This window comes from Spiroplasma floricola 23-6 (assembly GCF_002813555.1).
GTDB classification, from domain to species: domain Bacteria; phylum Bacillota_I; class Bacilli_A; order Mycoplasmatales; family Mycoplasmataceae; genus Spiroplasma_A; species Spiroplasma_A floricola.
The window spans coordinates 1,101,293-1,127,742 of sequence record NZ_CP025057.1 but is presented as its reverse complement, the minus strand read 5'-3'; the positions used below and the strand labels follow the sequence as shown (position 1 = coordinate 1,127,742).

The 26,450-nt window shown below is 21.6% G+C and carries 32 protein-coding genes; all 32 read left to right on the top strand.

The features are described from left to right. The first annotated feature begins 30 nt into the window (after window positions 1-30). The 32 genes from SFLOR_RS05060 to SFLOR_RS04900 all read left to right on the top strand — a co-directional run bounded on the left by SFLOR_RS05060 (window position 31) and on the right by SFLOR_RS04900 (window position 26,302). The gene (locus SFLOR_RS05060; RefSeq protein ID WP_100916986.1) at window positions 31-318 is read left to right on the top strand and encodes a hypothetical protein; all 288 of its coding nucleotides are present in this window, start codon (window positions 31-33) and stop codon (window positions 316-318) included. After that, complete coding sequence (locus SFLOR_RS05055) at window positions 318-548, top strand: hypothetical protein (protein WP_100916985.1); 231 nt, start codon at window positions 318-320, stop codon at window positions 546-548. The genes SFLOR_RS05060 and SFLOR_RS05055 overlap by 1 nt, the downstream gene beginning before the upstream one ends. After that, the gene (locus tag SFLOR_RS05050; protein ID WP_100916984.1) at window positions 529-1,035 is read left to right on the top strand and encodes a hypothetical protein; all 507 of its coding nucleotides are present in this window, start codon (window positions 529-531) and stop codon (window positions 1,033-1,035) included. Before SFLOR_RS05055 ends, SFLOR_RS05050 begins: the two co-directional genes overlap by 20 nt. Before the next feature lies 1 nt (window position 1,036). After that, complete coding sequence (locus SFLOR_RS05045; RefSeq protein WP_100916983.1) at window positions 1,037-1,324, top strand: hypothetical protein; 288 nt, start codon at window positions 1,037-1,039, stop codon at window positions 1,322-1,324. Then, window positions 1,325-1,735: a hypothetical protein gene (locus SFLOR_RS05040; RefSeq protein ID WP_100916982.1), complete on the top strand. Its 411-nt coding sequence runs from the start codon at window positions 1,325-1,327 to the stop codon at window positions 1,733-1,735. Between the two features lie 32 nt (window positions 1,736-1,767). Next, on the top strand, window positions 1,768-1,890 hold the full coding sequence (locus SFLOR_RS06105; protein WP_281253761.1) for a hypothetical protein: 123 nt from the start codon (window positions 1,768-1,770) through the stop codon (window positions 1,888-1,890). Then, the gene (locus tag SFLOR_RS05035; RefSeq protein ID WP_100916981.1) at window positions 1,883-2,119 is read left to right on the top strand and encodes a hypothetical protein; all 237 of its coding nucleotides are present in this window, start codon (window positions 1,883-1,885) and stop codon (window positions 2,117-2,119) included. Before SFLOR_RS06105 ends, SFLOR_RS05035 begins: the two co-directional genes overlap by 8 nt. A gap of 13 nt (window positions 2,120-2,132) precedes the next feature. Continuing rightward, window positions 2,133-2,537: a hypothetical protein gene (locus tag SFLOR_RS05030; RefSeq protein WP_100916980.1), complete on the top strand. Its 405-nt coding sequence runs from the start codon at window positions 2,133-2,135 to the stop codon at window positions 2,535-2,537. A 574-nt stretch (window positions 2,538-3,111) separates the two neighbouring features. Then, window positions 3,112-5,058: a type IA DNA topoisomerase gene (locus tag SFLOR_RS05015; RefSeq protein WP_100916977.1), complete on the top strand. Its 1,947-nt coding sequence runs from the start codon at window positions 3,112-3,114 to the stop codon at window positions 5,056-5,058. Window positions 5,059-5,157: 99 nt separating this feature from the next. Next, window positions 5,158-5,451, top strand: a complete 294-nt coding sequence (locus SFLOR_RS05010) for a hypothetical protein (RefSeq protein ID WP_100916976.1) — start codon at window positions 5,158-5,160, stop codon at window positions 5,449-5,451. A gap of 423 nt (window positions 5,452-5,874) precedes the next feature. Continuing rightward, window positions 5,875-6,084: a hypothetical protein gene (locus SFLOR_RS05005; RefSeq protein WP_100916975.1), complete on the top strand. Its 210-nt coding sequence runs from the start codon at window positions 5,875-5,877 to the stop codon at window positions 6,082-6,084. Window positions 6,085-6,389: 305 nt separating this feature from the next. Further along, window positions 6,390-6,629 carry a P-loop NTPase family protein gene (locus tag SFLOR_RS05000; RefSeq protein ID WP_100916974.1) on the top strand — a complete coding sequence of 80 codons (240 nt, stop codon included), beginning with the start codon at window positions 6,390-6,392 and terminating at the stop codon, window positions 6,627-6,629. Window positions 6,630-6,710: 81 nt separating this feature from the next. Then, window positions 6,711-8,399 carry a DpnII family type II restriction endonuclease gene (locus SFLOR_RS04995; RefSeq protein ID WP_100916973.1) on the top strand — a complete coding sequence of 563 codons (1,689 nt, stop codon included), beginning with the start codon at window positions 6,711-6,713 and terminating at the stop codon, window positions 8,397-8,399. Window positions 8,400-8,707: 308 nt separating this feature from the next. Further along, window positions 8,708-10,309 carry a relaxase MobL gene (gene mobL, locus SFLOR_RS04990; protein ID WP_100916972.1) on the top strand — a complete coding sequence of 534 codons (1,602 nt, stop codon included), beginning with the start codon at window positions 8,708-8,710 and terminating at the stop codon, window positions 10,307-10,309. Then, window positions 10,293-10,544, top strand: coding sequence for a hypothetical protein (locus SFLOR_RS04985; RefSeq protein WP_100916971.1), 252 nt, complete (start codon window positions 10,293-10,295; stop codon window positions 10,542-10,544). Before mobL ends, SFLOR_RS04985 begins: the two co-directional genes overlap by 17 nt. After that, on the top strand, window positions 10,531-12,993 hold the full coding sequence (locus tag SFLOR_RS04980; protein ID WP_100916970.1) for a type IV secretory system conjugative DNA transfer family protein: 2,463 nt from the start codon (window positions 10,531-10,533) through the stop codon (window positions 12,991-12,993). Before SFLOR_RS04985 ends, SFLOR_RS04980 begins: the two co-directional genes overlap by 14 nt. 47 nt (window positions 12,994-13,040) lie before the next feature. Continuing rightward, entirely contained in the window at window positions 13,041-13,586 is a 546-nt protein-coding gene (locus SFLOR_RS04975; protein ID WP_100916969.1) for a hypothetical protein, read from the top strand. Between the two features lie 160 nt (window positions 13,587-13,746). Then, the gene (locus SFLOR_RS04970) at window positions 13,747-16,437 is read left to right on the top strand and encodes an Mbov_0397 family ICE element conjugal transfer ATPase (RefSeq protein WP_100916968.1); all 2,691 of its coding nucleotides are present in this window, start codon (window positions 13,747-13,749) and stop codon (window positions 16,435-16,437) included. After that, window positions 16,424-17,035, top strand: coding sequence for a hypothetical protein (locus tag SFLOR_RS04965; protein ID WP_100916967.1), 612 nt, complete (start codon window positions 16,424-16,426; stop codon window positions 17,033-17,035). The genes SFLOR_RS04970 and SFLOR_RS04965 overlap by 14 nt, the downstream gene beginning before the upstream one ends. Window positions 17,036-17,178: 143 nt before the next feature. Then, a complete protein-coding gene (locus SFLOR_RS04960; RefSeq protein ID WP_100916966.1) occupies window positions 17,179-17,886 on the top strand; it encodes a lipoprotein in 708 nt (235 codons plus the stop codon). 262 nt (window positions 17,887-18,148) lie between these two features. After that, complete coding sequence (locus SFLOR_RS04955) at window positions 18,149-18,886, top strand: hypothetical protein (protein ID WP_100916965.1); 738 nt, start codon at window positions 18,149-18,151, stop codon at window positions 18,884-18,886. Window positions 18,887-18,901: 15 nt separating this feature from the next. Further along, entirely contained in the window at window positions 18,902-19,606 is a 705-nt protein-coding gene (locus SFLOR_RS04950) for a hypothetical protein (protein ID WP_100916964.1), read from the top strand. A gap of 256 nt (window positions 19,607-19,862) precedes the next feature. Next, window positions 19,863-20,735 (top strand): hypothetical protein, encoded by an 873-nt coding sequence (locus tag SFLOR_RS04945; protein ID WP_100916963.1) that lies wholly within the window; start codon window positions 19,863-19,865, stop codon window positions 20,733-20,735. 64 nt (window positions 20,736-20,799) lie between these two features. Next, a complete protein-coding gene (locus SFLOR_RS04940; protein ID WP_100916962.1) occupies window positions 20,800-21,000 on the top strand; it encodes a hypothetical protein in 201 nt (66 codons plus the stop codon). Between the two features lie 284 nt (window positions 21,001-21,284). Then, window positions 21,285-21,794: a hypothetical protein gene (locus SFLOR_RS04935; protein WP_100916961.1), complete on the top strand. Its 510-nt coding sequence runs from the start codon at window positions 21,285-21,287 to the stop codon at window positions 21,792-21,794. A gap of 119 nt (window positions 21,795-21,913) precedes the next feature. Continuing rightward, complete coding sequence (locus SFLOR_RS04930; RefSeq protein ID WP_100916960.1) at window positions 21,914-22,276, top strand: hypothetical protein; 363 nt, start codon at window positions 21,914-21,916, stop codon at window positions 22,274-22,276. A gap of 155 nt (window positions 22,277-22,431) precedes the next feature. Further along, on the top strand, window positions 22,432-22,692 hold the full coding sequence (locus SFLOR_RS04925; protein ID WP_100916959.1) for a hypothetical protein: 261 nt from the start codon (window positions 22,432-22,434) through the stop codon (window positions 22,690-22,692). A 20-nt stretch (window positions 22,693-22,712) separates the two neighbouring features. Continuing rightward, complete coding sequence (locus SFLOR_RS04920) at window positions 22,713-23,021, top strand: hypothetical protein (RefSeq protein WP_100916958.1); 309 nt, start codon at window positions 22,713-22,715, stop codon at window positions 23,019-23,021. Window positions 23,022-23,039: 18 nt separating this feature from the next. After that, a complete protein-coding gene (locus SFLOR_RS04915; protein ID WP_100916957.1) occupies window positions 23,040-24,692 on the top strand; it encodes an Mbov_0396 family ICE element transmembrane protein in 1,653 nt (550 codons plus the stop codon). Window positions 24,693-24,768: 76 nt separating this feature from the next. Continuing rightward, a complete protein-coding gene (locus SFLOR_RS04910; protein ID WP_100916956.1) occupies window positions 24,769-25,296 on the top strand; it encodes a hypothetical protein in 528 nt (175 codons plus the stop codon). Window positions 25,297-25,301: 5 nt separating this feature from the next. Then, window positions 25,302-25,592: an HNH endonuclease signature motif containing protein gene (locus SFLOR_RS04905; RefSeq protein WP_100916955.1), complete on the top strand. Its 291-nt coding sequence runs from the start codon at window positions 25,302-25,304 to the stop codon at window positions 25,590-25,592. A 26-nt stretch (window positions 25,593-25,618) separates the two neighbouring features. Further along, window positions 25,619-26,302, top strand: a complete 684-nt coding sequence (locus SFLOR_RS04900) for a hypothetical protein (protein ID WP_100916954.1) — start codon at window positions 25,619-25,621, stop codon at window positions 26,300-26,302. The last annotated feature ends 148 nt before the right edge of the window (window positions 26,303-26,450 follow it).

Here is a 26,450-nt window from a genome sequence, read left to right as displayed (position 1 = left end):
ACAAAAATATAAGAAGAGGAGATTAAATATATGAATATTACAAATCAGTCAAAATTAATTAATAGTAAGTTATGTCAAAACTGTAATAAAAATATTTGAAATAAAAAGAAAATATATTTTGAGTTTAAAGATACAAAAAATAATGGTCCCATTTATTTGAAATTAAAATTATGTGATTCTTGTAAAGACGTATGAGTTAGTTTTTTAGCAAAAGGTAATTTTAAAATATTAGCTAAGTTTTTTGATTGAAATAAAAATAATTTGCCTAAAGATTATACTGGATTATTTTGACCTCCAGATTTAAGAGAAACAAATTAATGAAGTCAATAGAAAAAAAGAAATTTACTTATATACAAGAATATTGCCCTAATTGTAATGAGATTACAGAGAATAGTGAAATTTTATCAGATGATATTGTAGAAACTTGATGATGTAAAAAATGTAAAAAGGAATTCTGTGAAAGTTGTTATGAACCACATTGAATGGAAACAGAAGATGATGAATGGGGATTATGTGAGGAGTGTTACAATGCAAACAATGAAAACTAAAAAAATAACTAAATACTTTCAAAATTATATTTTGAGTGGTGATAAATCTTTTGAAATTACAAAAGATAGTGATTTAGAAGGTATTGTTGAATTACAAGTAGTTTGTAATGGAGTTAAATTTCACGAAAGAAAAGAAAAAAAATGCCCTCACGATTGACCTGATTATTTTGAAGAAATTCAAGAAAATAAAAAAAATATACTTTTTAAGTATGGTTGTTATAGGGTTAAATCAAGTGTAAAAGTTAAATTGCAAAAAACTATTATGAATGCATTGCATATTGCTTGATTTATTCAACATAATTTGGAGATGTATTCTACTTCAAACAATATGAAATGAGAAATGTTTAATTCTATAAGAATTTTTTTGAAAGAATATTTTAAGCAAGGAGATAGTTTATATTGATATAACATAACTCATATTTGACACAATGAGCAATGAATGACTTATGAAGATTATAGAAAAAATAATAGAGAGCAGGCAAGATAAAATGATAATTTGAATATTTTTTGGTATTTTGGGGTTTTTAATATGATTATCAATCACTGGAGCATTTTTTCTTGAATGATTAAATTGATATGAAAAGTTAAAAGAGAAAAAAATTTATAATAAGAGAAAAACTATAGTAGGTATATTTTTAACAATTTTATTTCTTGCTCCAGTTGGTTGAATTATTTGAATACCAATTTATTGATTAACATATGGAATACATAAATGAAAAGCTTGATTTAATGAACCTGAAGCTTTTAAAAAAATCAAAAATAAGGAAAAATTTTAGATGTTAATTAAAGATACTTATATTTTAATAACTTCAAAAGAAGTAAATAAATTATGAGCTCATAGTGTTAATTGTTACTGTTCTCAAGGAAGTGTTTGTGAAAATATTAATATTTTAGAAAAGATTGATAGTAAAGGTTTATTTAAAATTAAAAAACTTAATAATTGCATTTGTCAAAAAAATATTATTTTCAGAACCTGTATGTCGTGTATGGGAATCTGTGGTGATAAAAAAGAAATTATTATCAATGATTATGAAGTGTGAGATTTAGAAAAAAGGGATTTAACCTTTAATTGAAATAATTATCTTTTCTATGAAAACGAAAAATCAAAATTAAAAAATATAAGAGATTTTTTAATAGACAATAATTTAAAATATTGTTTTGAATTAAAAATTAAAGAAAAAGGATAGTAAAAAAATTAAATAAAGAAAGAAGGAAAATTATGATAGAAAATGATAAAGAAAGATGAAAAAAAGTAGTGAAGTTAATAAATAATGAAATCAAAAAATTAAAAGAAGTGAAGGAAAGATATAAGAAGCTATTGAAGGAGATAAATAATGAGTAGAATGTCAAGAAAAAAAACCTTAAAGCAAATGTATGAAGAATTAGAATATTGAAAAGCAGGAAAAGAAGCTATTAAGTTACAAAATAGTCATGCAATTTGAATGTATGAATTTCCAAATTTATCAGTTATAGAATACGATACCTTAATAAAAATTCAAAAAGAAAAAATTAAGAAAAGAAAGGTATTAAATAAAAAACTAAAAATAGCTAAATTAAATAAAGAAAGATAGAGAAGGAATATATATGAAACTAAACTTAGAAACTTTAATTAAAAAATTAGACTTAGAAACTAAAGAAAAAACAACAGATAAATTTTGAATAGAATCAGCTAAAAAGCTAATAATTGATAATTTTGAAGAAAATATAAGTATTGAACAACTAGAATTAAAAATTAGTAATCTAAAAGTAAATAATGAAAATGAAATTTCTATTATAGCACTAGCAAAAAGTATTTTAGGTGATTATGAAAAGAAAGAAGGTTCAAAAATTTGTTATTTTGGTAAATCAAATAAAAAAATAAAAATATTTAACCAAAAAGAAATTCAAAATTTTCAAAGAAATGGAATAGTATTTTTATTTTCTAATCCTGAAAGAGAAAGTTTTAATAGGGATAAAAAAAGAAGTGATATATATAAAAAAATAATTTAAATATTGAATTAGTTATGGGACTAACTGGAAGTGGGAAAACTGAATATATTAAATTAAAATATTGTTTTATGTGTAAAACAAAGATATCTAAGGGTAAAAAAAATATAAAAGTACCATTATTATATAATAAAGATTTTTATGAAGGAATAAAAATAAAAAGAGCTGTTTGTTCTTCAAAGTGTAAATCAGATTTTAAATTTGCTCCATTTTATAATAATTTATATTTAAAGTAGTCAACTTGTTAAAAATTTTTCAATATTATCTAATTTATATAGAAAGAAGTAGAAAATATGCCAATTTATTTATCCATTATAATAATTATTTTATTTTTTATTAATACAAGTATAACAACTTATTTTATTTGAAATTATAAAATAAAAAAACCAAGTTATGCAAAACAGTTATTTATTTTTATGACAATTATATTTAATATATTAAAATTTATTTGTTTTTCAATGTTATTGTTTCTTATTTAGAAGTTTTTACATATATTTTTAGTACATAGATATTATATAATCCTTTTCTAGATATAAATATTATATATCAAACTTAAATATAGAAAGAAGTTGATTAAATGACTAAACTAGTTATATTAGAATCACCAGGTAAAATTAAAAAAGTAAGTCAGTTTTTAAAAGAAATTGATAGTAGTAATAATTACATTGTAAAAGCTTCAATTGGACATGTTAGAGAACTTTCAAATGAAAATGACTTTAATATGGGAATTGATTTAAAACAAATGAATCCAATTTATAAAATTTCAAATGATAAAAAACAAGTTGTAAATGAATTAATTGAACAAGCTAAAAATGTAAAGGAAATAATTATTGCAACAGATCCTGATAGAGAAGGTGAAGCAATTGCTTTTCATTTATTTGAAATATTAAAAAAATATAATAATAATTTTAAAAGAATGAGATTAAATGCTATTACAAAAGAATGTATTCAAAAAGAATTAAATAACTTAAATGAAATAAACCAAAGTTATGTAAACTCTGCTATTACAAGACAAATGCTTGATAGAATGGTTGGGTTTAGAATTTCTCCAATTTTGCAAAAAACTATTGGAGCTGCTAGTGCAGGAAGAGTACAAAGTGCAGTGTTAAAAATATTGTGTAATAGACAAAAAGAAATTGAAGCTTTTGATAAAAAACAATACTTTTATATACAAGATGAAGTTATTAAAGATATAATTTTTAAAAATTATATTTATAATGAAAATAACAAGTTAGTAATTAATAAAATTTATGATAAGCAAAAAGTTTTAGAGTTAAAAAATAGTTTAAATGATAGTTTTATTGTAAAAGAGATAAAAGAAACTAAATTTGAAGAAAGTAATTTTAAACCATTTTCAACAGCAGATTTATTAAAAGCAGCTAAATCAAAATTAAAGCTAAAAACTAAAGAAACTACTCAATTAGCTCAAAGTTTATATGAAAAAGGATTAATAACTTATATTAGAACTGATTCAAATAATTTAGATCATGAAACTGAACAGAATTTAATTAAATTTATTATTAATCATTTTGGACAAGATAAATTGGGCAAACTTATTAAAACTCAAACTAAAGAAACAGATCAAGAAGGACATCCAGCAATTACACCAACTCATTTTGAATGACTTGTTGAAGACATTGACAATTATTGTAGTGAGCAATTAAGTAATAAAGAAAAAGAATTGTATTGATTAATTTGGCAAAATACAATTAATTCAATTTATCAAAAGCCAAGTGGTATTAAAAAAGAAGTTTTCTTAGAAAATAATGGAAGTATTTTTTATACAAATTTAAAGCAGTTTATTAATAAAGGTTATTATGAAATTGATAAAAGTTTGGAATTAGCTAAAAATATTGAATTTAATTACTTTAAAGATAGCAAATTAAATGTAAGTAATTTAGAAATTATTGAAGATTATGATAAAGCTCCAAGCAAACTAAATGAAATTAGTTTAATTGAACAGTTACAAAAATTAGAAATTGGTCGACCTAGTACTTATAAAACAGCAATAGAAGTAAATGTTTTAAGAGGTTATGTTGAATTAGAAAAAACTAAATCTGAATCAATGATAGTTAATGAATTAGGTTTAAAAGTTAATAACTTTTTAGAAGAAAATTTTAAAAGTATTATAAATTTAGATTTTACTAAAAACATGGAAAAAGACTTAGATTTAATAGCTAATAATAAAATAGTTAATCATAAACAATATTTAAAGGATTTTTATTTAAAATTAGATAATTTATCTACTAATTACAATTTTGATGGATTAAAGTGCTCAAAATGTCAAATAGGCTATATTCTAGAGAGAGTAAGTAAAAAAGGAACAAAATTTAAAGGTTGTTCAAATTATCCAAACTGTGATTTTATTAAGTTTAATAAACCAGATTATTCAAATAATAAATTATGTGAAATTTGTAAAAATGGTTACATGATCGAAAGAAGTTATACTGATAAAAAAACCAAAAAAACTAAGAAATTTATAGGTTGTTCAGACTACCCAAGTTGTAAAAATGCAGTATTTTAAGCATTTTTATTACTTATTTTTAAAACTAAATAATATTAAAATTACTGCAATAAAGATTGCAGTTTTTATTTTATAATTTTAGTGAAAAGGTAAAAGAAAATGGAAAGAAAAATAAATAAAGTGCATATTAAAGCTAATTGATATGCCAGAATTATAGAATTTATGAATAAAGCAACATTTAATAATCAATTTAAGGTTTGATATGTAGAATCAAAATATCTAAAAACATGAAATAAGTGAGCAGGGGGAATACCATTTTATAGACCACCAGCCTTTATTAAAGAAAATACAACTTTAAATGGTATAGGCAAAAGTTACTATATTGAAAATGAATTATTACAAAAGTGTATTCAATTTTGAAAAGAAAATTATGAAATAAAATGATGAAAGTAAGTAAATTTTTAAGAAAATGAGATTTTTGAAGTCTTATATATACTTTTAATTAATACAATAGTTAAATATAAGTTTTTAATGTGTAAAGATACTTTACAAAAAAGAAAGTTAAAAATTAAAGAGGATAAATAAAATATATTTTTCTAATAAAAAAGATAAATGATACATCTTACCATATGCAGTTAAACCAATTTTAGAATTTTTAAAACCAAATTCAAATATATTATGCTCTTTTGATACTAAAAATAGTGAATATGTAAATGTTTTGAAAAATGCAGGACATAATCTAACTTATAGAGATATTAAAGAAGGATTTGATTTTTTTAGGATGTTTTATTATTTGATTATATAATTTCAAATCCACCATATAGTTTAAGAAAGGAGGTTTTTAATAAATTAGAAGAACTGAATAAATCATTTGCGATGTTAGTTCCTTTAGTTTCAATTGCTTTAAAACCAATAAGGGGAAAATTACATGACAAACAATTATTACTTTTTGATAAAAGAATTAAATTTAAATCTGAAGAAGGAATGATTTGTAAAAATCCACCAAGTGAAACAGCTTATATTTGTAAAGATATTTTACCAGTTCAAATATTATTTAAGAAATTAGGAGAATATTTGAATGACTAAAATCCAAAATGATTTTTATGACATTTTAAATAAATTTAAAAAAGAAAAATAAGATTATGATAAATTAGATCTAAAAACTCAATGAGATACAGAGTTTAGATCATTATCAATAAGATTAAAAGAGTCAGAATTATTGAATAATAATTTATATATATTCGGAAATATAGGTGTTGGTAAAACCTATTTTTCATAAGAATTAATTAGTGGAAGAGGCATGTATTATAAATGATATGAAATAATAAATGATGTATTAAATGGTGATAATAAAATTAAGAAATACTTTAATTCAGATATTATAGTTATTAATGATTTTTTATCTAAAAAAATCAACCGAATATAACATTAATATATTTTATGAAATAATCGATACTAGGTTAGAAAATGATAAAAAAACAATAATTATAACAAATTATAGTCCGAAAGAATTTAAAAATATTTTACAAAATTTAGGTACAATTGAAATTCATTTGCAAAATAGAATATCTAGTAGGATGAATTTATTTGATTTTTATGAGTTTAAAGGTGTTGACAGAAGAAAAAAATAAACCAAAAAATCATAATAATTATATAGAAATGGTAAAATTATTAAGTCAAAATATATTTTATAGATAAGGAAATCAAAATTAATGAATAAAGAAAAAATAGCGCCTTTTGTAAAATGAGTTGGCGGAAAAAGACAATTATTAGAAATTTTAAATATATTTTTACCAGAAAAAATAAATAATTATTTTGAGCCATTTTTAGGTGGTGGTGCAGTATTCTTAGATTTACTGCCACAAAAAGCTGTTTTATCTGATGTTAATTTTGAATTAATAACTACTTGAAAAGTTATAAAATCCAATAGTTCTGAATTAATGAATTTATTAAGTAAATATGTGAAAGAGCATAATAAAAACGGAAAAGATTATTATTATAAATTGAGAGATAAAGATCCAAATAAATTATCTGAAATCCAAATTGCAGCAAGGTTTATTTACTTAAATAAAACTTGTTTTAATGGACTTTATAGGGTTAATAAAAATAATAAATTTAATACTCCCTTCAATAATAAGGAAATTATAAAAGAATCAACAATATTTGATTCAAAAAATTTATTAAATATTTCTAAGTTTTTAAATAAAAATAATATAGAGATATTAAATGATGATTTTGAAGAAATTTTAAATAAAGCTAAGAAAGATGATTTTATTTTTTTGGATCCTCCATATGATTTTGATAACAAAGGATTTGATTCGTACACATCCAATTCTTTTGGTAAAGAAGGTCAAATTAGATTAAATAATTTTTTAATTAATGTCGATAAAAAAGGAGTTAAATGAATTTTGACAAATCATAATACCGAATTAATTAATGAACTTTATAAAAACTTTAATATTTATAGGATTCCTGTAAATAGATTTATTAATTCAGATTCTGATAATAGACAAAATTCCACTTTTGAAACTATAATAACTAACTATATTTTGAGTAAAGAACAAGAGTATAAATTAAATCAAACATTGTTTTTTAAAGAATTAAAATCTACATCATATATCTTAAAAAAATATGTTTCATGAGATAAAATTAAAGATTTTCTAAGTGAAAATAAAATTTTGATAAACGATTTAAATATTTTGTTTTCACAAGATATTAAAGAGTTTAGATTAAATTTTAATGATATATTCAAAAATAGAAGAGAATGTTTAAAATTAATTCCTATATTACTAGCAAATAATAATATTAAAAATAAAAAAGAACCTTTTACTTATATAGATAATAAGAATACTGAAAATCAATTTAATTTAAATGATAAAGATGATATTTTTAATTTTATGGATGAATCAGGATTAATTAATAATCTGTTTGTTAATTCGGAATATAAAGATATAAAAACATATTTATTTGGATTAAAAGTTGGATTATCTTCACACGATAAAAAAAATAAATCTGGAAAATTTATGAGTGACTTTATAAAAGAATTGTTAATTTCAAAAGATATATCTTTTGAAAAAGAAGTTAGTCAAAATAAAATTCTTGGAGAAGCTATGCTGAAAGAAGACAAAAGATTCGATTTTGTATTTAAAATAAAAGATATAACATATTGTTTAGAATGCAATTTTTTCAATGATTCAGGCTCTAAAATGAATAGTGAATTACCAAGATTTATTAGACTAGAAGATAAATTTAAAGATTTTAAAAAATATCAATTTATTTATGTTGCTGATGGACCTGGTTTAAGAAAAAATAGAGATATTGTTATAAATGCTCTTGATAGAATTGAAAACATGTTTAATTTATTTAGATTTGAAAAATACTTAGACTCAATAGCAAAATAAATTCTTCTAAAAAACCAAACCTCTTTAAAAATAAAGAGGTTTTTTTATACTTAACTTATTGGTACTTGCCAAATGTCAAAGGAGAAACAAATATCAATAAAATGAAAGCATTTTTTAAGATTAAATAACAGTAAATTATATAATAATATTAAATTTAATATGTGTTATTATATTTATAAGGTAGATAGAGCACTAGCAGCGCTAGGACTCTATTTTTTGTTTAAATTAATACTTTAAAAACTAGCAGCTGCTAGTTTTTTTATTTATCATTATTAAATTTTCCCTGGGGAAAATAGAAAGGAAAATATATGAAAAAAGCTCCTGGAGTTATTTTTAAAACTTTAAACTTTAATCAACCAATTGATCCAGTAACAAAAGAAGTAAGAAATAAAAGTAAAAAATCTAGAGATAATTATTATAAATCTGGTGATTATTTAAATTATATTTCTAGACCTGATGCTGTTTTTAATCTAAATATAGATGATGAACAAGTAAAACTATTAAATACTTTAAGAACTGGATCAAGAGAGGAAAAAGTTAAATATAATAAAATGCTTGAAGAAATAAATAAAAACTTTAAAAGTACTGGAATTTATTCAAAAAATGGACTAATGAGTATAGAAGAAGTTAAAGAATTAAGAAAAGATATGAAGAACTTAGATGATAACCAAGTTTTTTGAGATACTATTGTTTCTTTTTCTGATGATTTTATTAAAGAAAATAATCTTTATACTCCCGAAAAAGTTCAGAAAGCTTTAAATACTGAATTAAAAAACTTTTTTAGTGATAATGGAATGGATTATGAAAAAGTAAATTGATTTTTTTCAATGCATACAAATACAGATAATAATCATATTCATTTAGGTTTCTTTGAAAAAGAACCTACCAGTTATGAGTATGTTTTAGATAATAATAAAAATAAAGTTTTAAATAAATATGGAAAACCAAAAAGAAAAAGAGTTTGAAAACAAAATGGTAAACTTTATTCAAAAATTGAATTTAGAGCTGGATTAGATATGAATATTAGAAATCAACAAAAAGATAATTCTAGATTTTTAGAAACTCAACGTAATTTAAGAGAAAGATTTGAAATATCATGAGAGCAATTTTCTAATAATGTAAATACATCATGAAAAGATGCAAAACAAATTTATGTAGATATTAATAAAAGTAAAGTAAATTTAATTGATAAAATTGAGTTATTTTCTAATCAATTACAACAAAAATTAAAGTTAAATTTTGGAAGTTTTAAAGATATTCCATTAAAAAAAATTACTTATGGTTCTAAATTTATAAGTGATTTAGATCGAAAAAAGTTAGATGAAATTACCTTAGATTTTATTAAAAGTGATGTTAACTTAAAAAAAGAATATGACATTTTTGTTGAAGAAAATAATAAAAAAGCAGAAGAGTTTTGTCAAATTTATTCTAGTTATGAATTAGAAAATGTTGATTTAAAAATAGAAGAAAAAAGTTTTATTTTAACTACACAAGACTTATTAAAAGATGAAAAAGATTGAAATTTAGAAGATCCAATTGAAAAAATTAAGTATAAAAAACTGAAGTATAGAAATGAACATATAAAGTCATTAAATGCTCAAGGTTATTTTCAAGGTATTTTACCAGCTTTTGGAAATAAAGTATTAAAAAAAATTATTTGAAATTGAAAAAAAGAAAAATATAAATCTAAGAGAAGTTATGTAGGAAGTAATTTATTTAATCCTAATGGAATAAGTAACAATAAAAAATACTTTTCTTCTCTTTTATATATGCCAAAAAACTTATTTCAAATGATTCAAAAAGAAAAAAGAAAAGCAAGACAATCTGCTATGAATATTATAAAAAATGAAGCAAAAGAAAAAAATAAATTAATTAAAGAAAGAAGGAATTATAATGGAATTGATTATTAAAATAATGTCATGTATATATGCACTATTTTTTGTATTTTATATTTATTATTTTTATAAATATATTCGCTTAATAATTAAATTAAAAAAAATTAATAAGGAGCAAGTAATTGATAATGAATTTAAAATAAAGCAAAAAAAATTAAAAAGAAATGCATTAATATTGTGATTAACTTTTTTAACTTTATTTTTAATTTTTACAACAATTACCTATATTTTAGTTTATGCAAAAAAATAAATGATTAAATCGATATAGAAAATTCATTTTAATTGCCTTATTTATAATTTCTATTTTTTCAATTTTATTTTTAACTTTATTTCTATTATTTTTAGTAGTTTTATTTAAAACAGAATTTAATTTTATTATTACAATAGAGAAATTTAAATACTTTAACTTTCAAAATGAAAAGAATTTAATTATTTATTTAGTTACTTTTTTAAGTTTAATTCATACAATATTTATTATCTTGTTTGCTCATATTAAAGGAAAAGTTAAGTCTAAAAGTTTAGTAAAAGAAGCTAAAGAAAAAGCTTTTGGTAAAGCAACCTGAGATATAAATGAATATGAAAATCCAATAAGTAATAAAATTAGAGTTAGAAATCTACAATTAACTAAATTTGAAAAGGTATATAATAAAAATTTTACTGAAGCGAGTTACATTACAAGAACACAAATTGATTATAAGAAAAAAAATCTTGAAATTTGAGGAATACCTGTTAAAAAAGCAGTTCACTCAATAACAATTGGTTCTACAGGAAGTGGAAAAACTGAAAGAATTATTTATGTATCTGCTTTTGTTAATTGTCAATTAGAATTTGAGAAAAAACCTTGTATGGTATTTTCAGATCCAAAAGGGGAACTACATGCAAATTTGGGTTCAATTTTAGAAGAGCAAGGATATGAAATACTTGTTTTAAATTTAAGAGATCCAATGTATTCACAAAGTTGAAATCCATTATCTAATGCTTATAAATTTTTAATTTCTGCAATTAACTATGTAAAAGAACATGTAGTACAAAATACTTTTCATTCAAAATTTGGATTTGAAAGTTATATTAAAAAAATAAAATGTAGAAATCATAAAGCAAAAAACTGTTCTATTTGTAAAGAAGAAATTTTAAAAAATAATACTGTTAACAATGATGTTGAACCAAATACAGAAAAATATGAATTAGCTTTAATTTGAAAAGAAGTTTTAATATATCAAATTGATGATTATTGAACAAATGATGAACAGTTAGCAAAGGAACTTATTTCAGGAGAAACAAATAAATTAAAGAATCTCGCATATGAAGAAGTTAATAATCTATCTGCAATTTTATTAAATCCTGGAGCAGATGATAAGAATAAACAATGATATGATGGTGCTCAAGGTTTATTTAAAGGATTTATTTTCTCTATGATGGAAATGATTGAAGAAGATATTGACTCAATTGCAGAAAATCAGTTTAATATTGTTACTGTTACAACTCATTTATCAGATAAAGATAAAATTCAAAAATTCTTTAAAAAATGAAGTGAAGGAAGAGAATCTAATCAATCTGTAATTGCAGCAAATAAAGTTTTAACAAGTTCAAGTCAATCAATTGGTAACTTTTTTTCAATTATCTCTACTAGTTTACAATTATTTGAAGGAAATGAATTAAGAAGTCTATTATGTAAAAATAATATAAATTTATTTGAATTTGTAACTAGTGAAAAACCAAAAGCTATTTTTATGATAGTTCCTGATGATAAAGAACAAAAACATCCATTAGCAAGTCTATTTATAAGTCAACTTTATCAAGCTAATGTATTTAAAGCAGGACAGAATTTGATTAAATTTGGAAAAGAACAATTAGAAAGGGATGTAATATTTTATCTTGATGAATTTGGTAATTTTCCAGCTATTGTTAACTTTGCAACAATATTAACAGTTTCTAGGGGAAGAAGAATGTTTTTTAATTTAGTTTTGCAATCTTTTGAACAGTTAAATTCAAAATATGGAGCAGATACTGCAAGTACAATAATGGCTAACTGTTTACTAACAGTTTATTTAAAATCAGCTTCTACAAAAACTCATGAACAAATTTCAAAAATGTGTGGAGATACAACTGTAGAAGTATCTAACAGTACTCCAAATATAGATAATAAAACTGGTAAAAAGAACTTTTCATATCATTTACAAAAAAAACCTTTAATTGAACCTAGTGATATTAAATTGATATTTCCACCAAACAAAAAAGAAAATAATAAATATGCTATTGTAATTTATCAAGAAGCAAATCCAAATATTGTAACGTATGAATATTTTTATAAAATTAAAGAGATTTTTGGGATTGAAATTCAAGATAAAGATATATCTTTAAATAAATCAATTAACTTTGAAAAAGATTACTTTATTAATTTATTTAAGTTAGATATAAAACCTAAAATTAATGAAGATGATTTATTAACTGATAATGTAAATTTAAATGAGGCTTTGGAAAAAGATGGAACTAGTGCTAGAGAAGATATTTTCTCAATTTTAAAAGAAACTACTGATCAAGATATTGATAAATTATTAGAGTTAAAAACTAGAGAAAGAAATATTAGAAATGATTTATATATTTTACAATCTAAATCAGAAGATTTATTATCAAGTAATGAAAAAGAAGAAATAAAAAGACTTCAAAAAGAATTAAAGTCTTTATTAAAACAAATTTAACACCTTTAAAGATGTTTTTTTGGTATTATATTTTTAGAGGTAATAATATGAATTCAGAAGTACTAATATCAGCAATTTCATTGACTATTTCTATTTTAATTGTAATAATTTCTTATATTTTTATTCCGTTTTTTAAACATAAAAGAAATTTCAATAATAGAGTGTTAAAATTTTTAATAAAAGAAAATGAATATTTAAATGATAAGTTTAATGTAAATATTTATGGCCCTTATAGTGTATATATTTATGGTTTTTTTAAAAAATTTCAAGTATTTTGTAATAAAGCAGTAACAACAAATAATCATATTGAAATTGAAGCAATTAATATTATTTTTATTAAAATATATTTTAGGGTTAAAAAAAATTTATTATGAGCGATTAAGAAAAATATGGATATAAAATTTAATGTTTTTGAAGATTTTAATATCTATAAAGCTATTGGTTTTGAAAATTCTACAGAAGAAGAAAATGTTGCTTTTTTAAAATTAAGTTTAGATGAAAAAAAATATTTTTTTGATAAAATATTATTTATTAATTTAGATAATGAAAAAGTTTATTTATCTTCAAATTTAAAAAAATTTAGAAAAAATTAAAATAATTTTAATGTTATACTTAAATTAAGGTAAATAGAGCACTAGCAGCGCTAGGACTCTATTTTTTTTGTTTAAATTAATATTTTAGTAACTAGCAGTTGCTAGTTTTTTTATTTATCATTATTAAATTTTCCCTGGGGAAAATAGAAAGGAAAAAAGTATGAGTGCTATAATTCCCAAAAAATTAGGTAGTCAGAAATTAAAAATAAAAGGAAATATTACTCTTATCGATTTTATTTGTTGTGTAGTTTTTATTTTAATTGCATTAGCAATTTCTTTACCTTTAACAGTAATAGGATGAGTTGGTCAAGTTATTACAACTATATTTATTTTTGGTTTTTTAACTATATTTCTATTGCCAAATGGTAGAAGTGGTATGAGAATTTATTACTTAATCTATTTATTTTTAAAATTTAAAGCTTCTAATAAAAAATATGAAATAAATAGTAAAAATTATCCTACTAGTTTATTAATTCCCTATAAAGAGTTAGTTGGAAATATTAGTGAGTTAGGAGTTATTAAAACAGACAAATTATTTGAAAATAAAGAATTTTTTGTATGTGCTGTTGAATTAGAAGGATATAACTTATTAAATATGAGTTATGATGAACAAATAAGAAAAATAAATATTTTAAAAACATTTTGATCAAATATAGAAGTTAGTTGTTCATTATTAAAATTAGAGAAAAACTTTAATAAAATTAAAGGAGCACAATATTTAAATAATAAAATAAATGAATTAAAAGAAATGAAATTAACAAATGAACAAATTAATTCTAGAGTTAAACAATTAAAAGCTAGTTTACAATTATTTGAAGAAAATGGACAATTAAGTGAAGATAATTTTCAACATAAATATTATTTATTTTTATATTGTTCTGATTTTAAACAATGTAAAGAAATGGTTAATAGTGTTATTCAAAAAGGTCAAATTGCAGGACTAAATATAAACTCTTTAAATGGTTATGAAATTATTAATACAATTAAATATTTATTTGATCCAAGTGAAGAAGAATTTAGTGAAGAGTTAATTGATGAAAATAAAAGTAATTTAAAAGATATTATGAAATTTGATGATTGTACATTTAAAAAAGAATCTTTTAATTCTGGAGAAATCAATTATAGTGTTAATGTAATAAGAGATTTTCCCAAATTTCCTGAACGCTGTTGAATGTTACCTTTAATGACAAATGATTCTAGTGTAGTTATTAATATTGGAAATTTAAATAAACAAAAAGTTGTTAAAAAATTACAATCTACAATTTTAAATTTACAAAGTAACATGTATACATTATCAAAAAAAGAATTAGTTGGAGCAAGAGAAATGCAACAAGAGTTAGAAATATATAATGAAGTTGCAGATTCAATAGGTTTTGGAAATGAAATTATTAAATCTATGAATGTATTTGTATTAAATTATGGAATTAATAAAACTGATTTAGAAAACAAATTTAAAAGCCTTAGTGATTCTTTTAAAGAATCAGGATTTATCTTGGATCACTTAGCTTATAGACAATTTGAAGGATTATCTTCTATAATGTTAAAACCAACAGATCCATTAAGTTTAGCTTTTTCAAGAGAAGTTCCTTCAATAACATTAGCCGAAGGTTTTCCATATTTGACAAGTGAATTAAATGATTCTAATGGATTTAGAATTGGAGAAAATATGTTAGGTGATCCAGTTATTTTAGATCAATTTAAGTTAACAGGAGATAGAAAAAATCATAATATGGTTATTATGGGAACAACTGGAAGTGGAAAAACAACATTAGCAAAATTACTATTAAATTATCATGCTTCAGTTGGAAGAAAAGTTATTGTTGTTGATCCTGAAAGAGAATATAGATCACTTTGCAATTATCATAGTGGAAATTGAGTTGATGTAGGAAATGCAACTTCAGGAAGAATTAATCCATTACAAATTTTTACTACTTTAGATGATGAAATAAAACCAAGTAATAAAACAATTATTTCTAATCATGTTGCATTTTTAACTGGTTGATTTGAAATATTATTTAGTGATTTAAATAAAGACATAATTAGAGGTTTTAGCTCTAATTGTGCAGAACTATATGAAACTTGATTAGGGGATTTTGAAGATATAGTTAATTTAAAAAGTGAACAATATCCTACAATGAGTGATTTAATTAAATTTATTAATAAAACTAAAGTTGTTAAAGAAAATAGTGATGTTCAAGAGAAATTATTATCTTTATTAAAATCAGAATTTGAAAATTATGGTCAATATGCTACTTTATATAATGGTTATTCAACTTTAATTAAAAATGATAATCCATTTATAGTTTTTGATATAAATACTTTATTTGAAAAAGGACAACAAAATATTATTCAAGCTCAACTTTATTTGATTACTGCATTTATTGGAAATGAAGTAAATACAAATTTTATTAATGCAAAAAAAGAAAGCTTTGTTTTAATAGATGAAGCACATTTACTAGTAGATAAAGACAAACCAATAGCTTTAAATTTTATTTTTCAAATGGTTAAAAGAATTAGAAAAAGAAAAGGATCAATGACTTTAATTACTCAAAATCCAGATGATTTTTTAGGAAGTGAAGATGTTAGAAAAAAAACTATGGCTATGTTAAACAACGTACAATATTCAGTTTTAATGAATTTATTATCAAAAAATATTCAAGATATTGCACAACTCTATAGTAATTATGGTGATGGTTTAAGTGAAGAAGAACTTAATTTTATAGCATATGCAAAACAAGGTGAAGGGTTATTAATGGTAACAGGATTTGATAGACACACAATTTCTGTAAAAGTAACTCCAGAACAATTTAGAGCTTTTAATAACGAGGTGAGTTTAAATGTCAAATCATAAACAAAAACAAGTTAATATCAGAATCACTAATAAAAAAAATTTAGATATTTTTTCAGAGTGAGAAGGCAAATATAATTCAAGTGAATTAGATATTAGTAAAAATAAAACATTAGAGAATTTACTTATAAATTCAATAAATCAAGATTTATTAAGTAATAAGATAGATTATTTAGAAGATGTAATTCAAAATTTATTAGAAAAAAATATAAATCTTATTTTGAAAAGAGTTTTTGCAAGACAAGATCTAATAACTTTAAATTTAATAAAATTTTTAAAAATAGATGAATTGAAAAGTAACTATTTATTAAGTCAATTATTTGAATCAGGAATTATAAAAGATAACGCCTTTACAGAACCTCACAAACAGCAATTAAGTGATGCTCCATGAGTTAGAAAACAAAAAAATAATTTAGATTCAGAATTTGCATATTTACAAAAAACTGAAATAATTAAAGATTTTGCTTCAATTGGTAAGGAAAGTTTTGTCTTGCAAAAAGAATTAGAAGAAGATTTAAATAAAACAATTGAAAAAATAAATAAAGATATTGATAATAAATTAAAAAAACATAGCTTAAAATTAAGCAAAAAAACTAAATAAAGAAAGAAGGAAGAAAAATAATAATTAAAGAATTAACAGATTTATATGGAGAGCAGTTTTATGTTCTTGACTAAAAAAATTTTTAAAAAAAGAAAACTTAGATTAAAATTAAAATATAAAAGAAAAAAAGAAAGGAATTAATTATGAAAAAATTATTATCGTTTTTAGGAGCAAGTAGTTTAATAGTTAGTGCTAGTTCAAATATTACAAGTTGTGGACAAGATTTATCAGGAAGTTTACCTGGTATTGATAAAAAAGATGATAAAAATCCATACAATATTGTAAATATACTAAAAACTCCAAAGGAAAAATTAGATGTTATTGCAAAAACAAAACAAGATTGAAATTATATTAGCAGTTTGTACTCAAAAGAAAGAGATAAAACAAAAGTAAAAGTTGAAGAGTTGAAACAATTAGAAGAAAATTCATCAGGAGAAGTTAAAAAAAATTATGAAAAAGAAAGAATAACTTTAGAAGTTTTATATTCATGATATCGTGTTATTTCTGAAGAAGCTGATTTTTATTTATATTTATATGAAAATAAAATTGATATTGATTACGATAAAGAAGATAATTTATTAAATAATATTTTAGTTGTTAATGATAAAATAACACTTCTAAAAATTTCAAAAAAAACTTTACTTTTATACCATGACGTTTGAGACTTTTGTATTGCTCAAGAAAATTGATGAGATAATTATTTAAGTAGAGATCCTAAATTTGAGCCAAATAAATATGAAAAAGAAAAAGAATCATGAGAGTATTTAAAATATAAAATCATGTGACCAAAAAGAGATAAATATGAAAAATTTGACAAAAAAATTGAGGAACGTGTAAATAATATTAATTAATATCAAAATTAATGATATTATAAAAGTGAAAGTAGTATAAATAGATTTACAGATTAGTTTATTGAAATATAAACAAATAGAGAAGTATTTTATTACTTCTTTTTATTTTTAATGTTATACTTAATTTAAGGTAAATAGAGCACTAGCAGCGCTAGGACTCTATTTTTTTGTTTAAATTAATATTTTGTTTGCTAGTAGCTGCTAGTTTTTTTATTTATCATTATTAAATTTTCCCTGGGGAAAATAGAAAGAAGGAATAAAAATGACAATTAAAGAATTAACAAATTTATATGGAGAGCAGTTTTATGCTCTTGAATTAATAAGCAATAAAGATTATAAAACTTTAGAACCTTTTAAATGACAAGGTGATAATAATAAATTAAAAGTTATATCTTTTAGAGTAATATGTAATGAAAAAACTAAATATATTCTTTTACAAGTAATAATTGACTTTGCTGAGTATAGTAGACTAAAAAAATTTTTAAAAAAAGAAAATTTAGATTTAAATTTAAAACAAAAAAATAAAGAAAATAAACAAATGAATAAAAAGAAAAGAAAATGAATAAATGAAGTATTTAATATGATTAGTAAAAAACTTACTGATGCTAAAATAATATTTCAGTCTTCAGAAGAGAGTAATAAATTTTATTTTGGTGAAGATAACAATAATTTCTTGATTTGAGATCTTATTATTGAAACTAGCAAAGGTTGATTTATTTTTAAAATGTTAACTAATAATAAATATGAGTATAGGTTTTCTATAAAAAATAAGTATTTTTATAAACTTGACCTTCAATTTTTTGATTCAAAAGAAAATAAAAAAATGAATTTTAATTGAGTAGAATTTTTTAAATTAAGTAAACAAAATTTAGATAAAAATAATGGAATGTATAATAAATTTTTATTATTAGCAGATTATATTAATTTTGAAGCATCAGAAAAAGGAATTTATGGTGTTACTTTAAATTCGTTTCAAAATTTATTAGAATTCTTAAATTAGAAAGGAAAAAGAAAAATGAAAAAGTTATTATTGTTTTTAGGAGCAAGTAGTTTAATAGTTAGTACTAGTTCAAATATTGCAAGTTGTGGATGGGTTTTATCAGGAAGTTTACCTGGTATTGATAAAAAAGATGATAAAAATCCATACAATATTGTAAATATACTAAAAACTCCAAAGGAAAAATTAGATGTTATTGCAAAAACAAAACAAGATTGAAATTATATTAGCAGTTTGTACTCAAAAGAAAGAGATAAAACAAAAAAAGGAGTTGAAGAGTTTAGTCAATGAGAAAAAAATTCATCTGGAGAAGCTAAACAATCTTATAAAAAATTGAGATTAACTTTAGAAGTTTTATATTCATGATATCTTGTTATTTATCAAGAAACTGATTTTTATTTATATTTATATGAAAATAAAATTGATATTGATTACGATAAAGAAGATAATTTATTAAATAATATTTTAGTTGTTAATGATAAAATAAAACTTTTAGAATTATCTAGAAAAACTTCAAATTTATATATAAATATTAAAAAATTTACAAAAATTCAAACTGAGTGATGAAATTATTTAACTCAAGATCCTAAATTTGAACCAAATAAATATGAAAAAGAAAAAGAAGCTTGAGAATACTTAAAAAATCCAATAATGTCTTCAAAAATAAATAAATATACTAAATTTGCAAATAAAATTGATGAACAGCTAAATAAAATAAACTAATATTAAAAATTAATGATATTATAAAAGTGCAAGTAGTACTGATAGTACAAGTTGGTTTACAGATTAGTTTATTGAAATATAAACGAGTAGAAGTATTTTATTACTTCTTTTTTTAATTTTAATGTTATACTTAAATTAAGGTAAATAGAGCACTAGCAGCGCTAGGACTCTATTTTTTTGTTTAAATTAATATTTTGATAACTAGCAGCTGCTAGTTTTTTATTATTACATTTTAAAAATGGAAGGGAACTAAAATATGAATATTTATAACATGAAATCAATATTTCCAGATGATTTTCATATAAAAAATGATGAAAAAGGTAATTATAAACAAGGTGATTTAAAAATTAGAAAAGTAATTAAAATTGACAATATTGACAATAATTGATTTATTGTTGGCATTTTGAGTAATAAGTATATAAAAACAAAATCTGTAAAAATTAAAAGTATTAATAAACTTTATAAAAATGGTGTTTTAGTTAATACTCATAATTTATTAATTGATGATATTTATATTCTTCATAAAAAAAGATTAAGAGAAAAAGTAGGAACTATTGCTATTAAAGACATAAATAAGATTAAAAAAATATCAAATAAATATTTATTTGAATGTAAAGAAAAATCTTTATTTATAAAAATAATTAAGAATAAAAAAATTTATAAATTAACTTTAAATGAACAAAAATTATGAGAAAGAGAGAAACAATTTAGTAAAAGTAATAAAGATAAACATTTTAATATTAAAAAAGTAATATTGAGAAATAATTTAATGGAAGAAACTCAAAAAAAGTTAAATAATGATATATTATCAATTTCAAAACAATTAATTTTTTTTACTAAAAAAGCAAAAGAAACAATTGAAAAAATTAATTTATTAAATAGTAAAAGTTTTTTAGATAATAAAGATAAAAATTTACAAAAACTTTATTTTGAAGTTTCAGATGAGAAAGAAAAATTAAAAATAGAAGTTGATGTATATAAAAAGCAATTAAATTTATATAAATTAGAAAGAGAAGATAAAAATGAATATATTAAAAAATTAAAAAATAAATTAAAAGAAATAAAAGAAATGAATGATATTTATAAAGATAAAAACAATAAGAATATTAAAGAAAAAGAATTTGAGTAAATTACGTTATGTTAAAATTTAATTAAGTTTATTAAAAATAAAGTTTAAAAAGGAGGGAAATATAATGGAGAGATTTGAAAAATTAGATGGTTTAAAAGTTTGCATTTATGTAGAAAGTGAGGAAGGAAGACTAAATTTAGCAAATAAAGATGATTTAGAAAAGTTTAAAAAATATAGTGCAAATTGATCTGATAAAGAAATTAGTGATTTTATGAGTAATATAAATGAAACTTTAGATAAATTGGAAAAAGAGTTTGATAAATAGATATTTAAATGGCTAAATTTTTTTATTAAAGTAAATAAATAATGTTATTATATTTATAAGGTAAATAGAGCACTAGCAGGGCTAGGACTCTATTTTTTTGTTTACTAGTAACTGCTAGTTTTTTATTTACTCATTTTCTAAGAAAGGAGAACAAAATGAAAAAATATAAATTTAATGTTGATAAATTTCTTAATATTTGGATGTACACATGATTTTTTATTCCCTTTATAGTAAGTGTTATAATTCTAATATATAGAGTAATAACAACGAAGGGAGACGAACATATGTCAGGAGAATTATGAGGTTTTTGTGGAGCCATAGTAACAGCTATAATAACTTTAATTGGTGTAATAATTGGAGTAAGTGTGAAAAGACCAAAAGTAAAGAATACAGATGAAATTAAAAGTGATACTTTAGATATTAAAAATCAAATTGGAGAGAATAAAAATACCTCTTTAATTCGAGATCATCAAGAAATTATTAATAAAATTGAAAAGAATCTAGAAAATAATGATTCAATTATTATTTCTCAATTAAAAAATATTAATGATTTTACTGAAAAATCAAAGTTTAATAGAGAAGTTTTAGATAAAGAAATAGATTATTTAAAAGCAATAGAAGAACAAAGAGTAAAAGATAAATTGATGTTAAAAGAATTAAAAGCTAATTATATAGAATTAAATAAAGATAATATTTCCTTAAAAAAAGAATTAGAAGATAAAAATAAGGAAATTAAAATTCTTAAATTAGAAATTAGAAATTTAAATGATAAAAACCAAGAGCCGTCATTTTAAAATCTATGTTATACTTTAATTAAGGTAAATAGAGCACTAGCAGCGCTAGGACTCTATTTTTTTGTTTACTAGCAGCTGCTAGTTTTTTATTTACTCATTTTCTAAGAAAGGAGAACAAAATGAAAAGAATTATTATTACAGTTGAAAATAAAGATAATGAAATTATTGTTGGTATTTCTTATGATGGTAATTCTCCTAAAGAAGTTAAACAATTTTTGAATGATCTAAATTTAACAAATAAACAAAAAATTAAGTATAATAAAGATATTGGAAATTGTATTAAGGAGTTTAAACTAGATATGTCAAAATGTAGTGTAGAAATTGAAAAAAATAATAAAATTTGAGAAGAAAAAATAAATGAAATTTTATTAGAACAGGAAAACAAGTTCAAAGAACAAGAAAACAAGTTCAAAGAACAAGAAAAAAAAATAAATACACTTCAAAAAGTTTTAAAAGATAATGAAATTGACTTTGAATTTTAAAATTTATGTTATACTTAAATTAAGGTAAATAGAGCACTGGCAACGCTAGGACTCTATTTTTTTGTTTAAATTAATATTTTGAAAACTAGCAGCTGCTAGTTTTTTTTATTTATCATTATTAAATTTTCCCCAGGGAAAATAGGAAGGAAAAAAACATGGAATTAAAAGAATTAATTTTAAATAGTTTAACACATCATGAAGTTATTGAAAAAATAGCTGAACATATAAGAGATGAATTAATAAATAATCAAAATTTAAATGAAAACGAAATAGATGATTTAGAAGTGCTTAATTCTAAAAATAATTCTGGAACTTTGCTTAAAGATTATTCAAGTTTAGAACTAGCAATTGAAGATGTAATCGAAAGAGAATTATTATCAGAATTAAATAAAGATGAAATTGAATATGAAATGTAATTTAGGAAGGAAGAAAACATATGAAAAATTTTATTGCAAAATTAAATATAGTATTTCTTGCAGATGTACCAGATTTTAAGCCTATTACAGATTATATTTGAGGTTATGGACTTGCTGCAGTTACAGCAGTTTGTAGTTTAATCAGTTTATTTTTAGTATTTGTTTTAGTAAAAATAGGTTTTAGAATTGCTAAAGCATCAAGCGATGGAGATGTTGAAGGGAGAAGTGCTGCAATTAGAGACATAATTTGAGCTTCAATTGGGGCTGCACTTGTATTTTCTGCAACTATTGCAGCAGGAGTATTTTCTGCAATATTTTTAAAAAATTAAAAGATAGGAGTTAAAGATATGGGATTTATAGGAGAAGCTATTTGAGAAGTAATTCTTAAAGTTATTTGATTTGTTTTTATTCAAGGTCCTTTACAGTTAATTTCTGTAGTTCAAGGAGTATTTGAGTATTTAACAACTGGAATTATTTATGATGTACTTTTTAATGGTCAAAAAGACTTTAGAATTGAAAATATACCACAAAGCTTTTGAGCATTTTGTATTATTGGTGGTTTTGTAGCTGTTTTAATTTTTACAATTCAGTACATGACTTATACTTTTAATGAAGATTTGGACTGAAAAACCAGAATTGTAAAATCTTTAAAATCAACTGGACTTGCAATAGTTTTTGTATTTTTTATACCAATTGGCTTTTATGGATTAACTTTTTTAATCGAATTTTTACAAAAAGCTTTTCAATTAGCTTTTGGTTTAAAAAATGCAAATTTAGCAGATTTGTTATATAAAATGGGTGACCCTGATTGGAAAGGCGATTTTGGAAACATTCCTAGTGATTACTCGGTTCCTGGAAATATTAAAAATTATAATATAGTTGTAGAAATATTAGCAGTTGCGTTTTTACTTTATACTTTAATAATGTTATGTATGGCAATTGTTCAAAAAAGTATTGAATTATTTTTATTATTTTTAATTGGACCACTTGTTGCAGCATGAATGGTAAATGATCATGGTATAAGAATGAAACAATGAAAAGACATGGTTATTGCAAAAGCATTCGTAAGTATAGGAAATATTTTAAGTTACATAGTAATGATTAATTTCTTAATGCTATTTATTTCAAAATCAATTAATAAATTTGAATTTTCAACAAAAATGTTTTTACTAATTGTTGTAATTCTTGGTGTGTCAACATTTGCACTTGTTGCTCCTCAAATTATAGCTAGTTTTACTGGTGGAGAAGGTGTAACACACAGTGAAGGTCAGAATGCTTTATTAAGTGCAAAACACGGTAAAGGTATATTTGGTGCTGGAATGAAAGCACTTGGATGAGCTGCTGGAGGAGCTGGAATGATGGCTTTATTTAAATCTAAAGGTTCAAATGGTGCAACTAATGCATTAAATAGAGCTGCTGATAAAGTACAAAACTTTTCTGCTTCGGACCCAGATGGTTCAATTGCTGGGGGTAAACAAAATCTTGCAGCTGCTCAAAATATAAGTCAAAAAATGAAGGGCTTTCCAAGTGTTATTGGAAGAGTTGCAAGAGGTGCAACAAGTGGTGTTGCATTTGCTGGAGGTTTGTTTTCAAGAAAAGGTTGAGCAAGTATGAGAGAAACTAGTAAAAACGTTGTTAAAGGTGTAGCAACTAATTTTGGTGTAATTGCAGGAGCAAATACTATTAATAGATTTGTTGTAAAAAGAAATAAAGTAAATAGTACTTATTCAGGTTTACTTAAAAATACTCTTAAAAAAAATGTAGAAAAAATTGAAAACTCTAACTTTAAAAAGCATGAGAATCTAGTATCTAATTTAAAAAACAGTAAAAATCCACTTATTGCTAAAAAGGCATTAGAACTTGAAAATAAATATGCTAAACAAATTTCAAAACCAACCAAAAAAGTTAATATTTTAGAAAAAAGACAAAATAAATTTAATTTTAAATTAGAAAAAATTAATTCTAAATTAGAAAAAAAATCTAAAATTAATAATGAATAGTCAAAAAGCATTTTTATTTAAAAAAATGCTTTTTTTAGTATAATAAAATTAAAGTATTATAGAAAGGAAATTTAATATGTCAGTATTTAAAGCACTAGGTTGATTGCTTGGAGTTCCTCCTGCAGAACAAAGACAATATTCAAAAAATCAAAGAGAGGATTATGAGAATACAAGAAATAAATTAGTTTCTAAACTTGAAAAATTTGTAAAAGAGTTACCAGGTTTTGAAAGTTTTAGATTGGATTTATATATTTCAGATTTAGTAAATAGTTTTCCAAAAAAATATGTATTTTCTGGTAGTACATATATAGAAAAAATAGCATATAAATATATTGATGATTTAGTTTCTGAAGCAAAAAAACCTCAATATAAAGGTGATTCAGGAAAATATTATCTTATTGAAAAATGAAAAGTAAAAATAAAGAGAAAGAAAACAGATGATGAAATTTTAAAAATAGCAGAAGAAATCGATCAAGAAATGTTAAATCAAAAAAAATCTGAAATAGATAAAATTGAAATGCTTGAAAAAGAAAAAAGAATACTAGAATTAGAAAAACAAATTAGGGATTTAAAAAATAGTAATAATAGAGAAAGACAAAGGTAAAAAATATGAATAAATTTTATTATGCTTGAGAAAATGCTATTGAATGAGAGAATTTAAACTCAAAGCAATATAGAATGTGTTATTTATGTCAAAAAAATATGAATCATGGTACTAAATGAAATTCAGATTCAAATCCTAATAATGGTTGAAATGTAGATCATTTAGATGGAAATAAATCAAATGGGGTTACATCAAATTGAGTTGCAGTTCATTATAGTTGCAATATTGAAAAAGGTAAAAAAGACTTTACACAAAAATATAGATCTATGAAAGGTCAGAAATGAACTTCTAAATAAATAATTTAGAAAAAAGTTAAAATAATATGTATATTGAAAATAAAGAAACAATAGAATTAATACTCAAAAATTATAAGGAATTTTTAATAAAAAATGAGTCATCCATTTATAATGATATTTTAATTAAATTTGATAACTTTCTTAGAAATAATGGTATAAATATCCATAATTTTTTTGAAATTAGTCTTTTTTTAAAAAATATTATCAATCTTTTAACTTTAAAAATTTGAAATTCTGAATTATTGGATAATGATATTAAAAATGATACTTTCTCTTTTAATAATTGAATTTGTGTAAAACTAGAACTTATTAATAATATTGATGTTTCATATCTAGAATTTAATCGAAATGAAATAGAAATGGTTATTTTAAGCATAATAAATAGACTAGATGTTTTAGAAACACTCAGAAAAACATCTAACTCAAATTATAATAGTAGTTATTTAAAATTAGAATTAGACAGTGAAATTGAAGATTATTTAAGAAAAATCTACTTTAGAAATTCTGAATTTATTGAAACAATTGATAATATAGGTTTTTATAAGAATTATTTAAAAAATATTAGAAATCAAATAACGCATCATACTAGACTAATATATTTACCAAAAGAAGCTAGGGGAAACATAATAAATATAGTAAAAAATTATACATATGAATTTATGTCATGTATTCTATATTATGTTACAGTTGTGAAAAATTATATGATATAACTTGAAAATTTAGGAGTTTCTATTATTATAAGTTAATCACTTTATTTCAATTGGTAATACAAAAAAGCTAATAAAATACAAGCTAAATATGAAAATCAATTTATTAAAGAACTTAATAAACAAAATAAAAAAGATATATATTAATAAA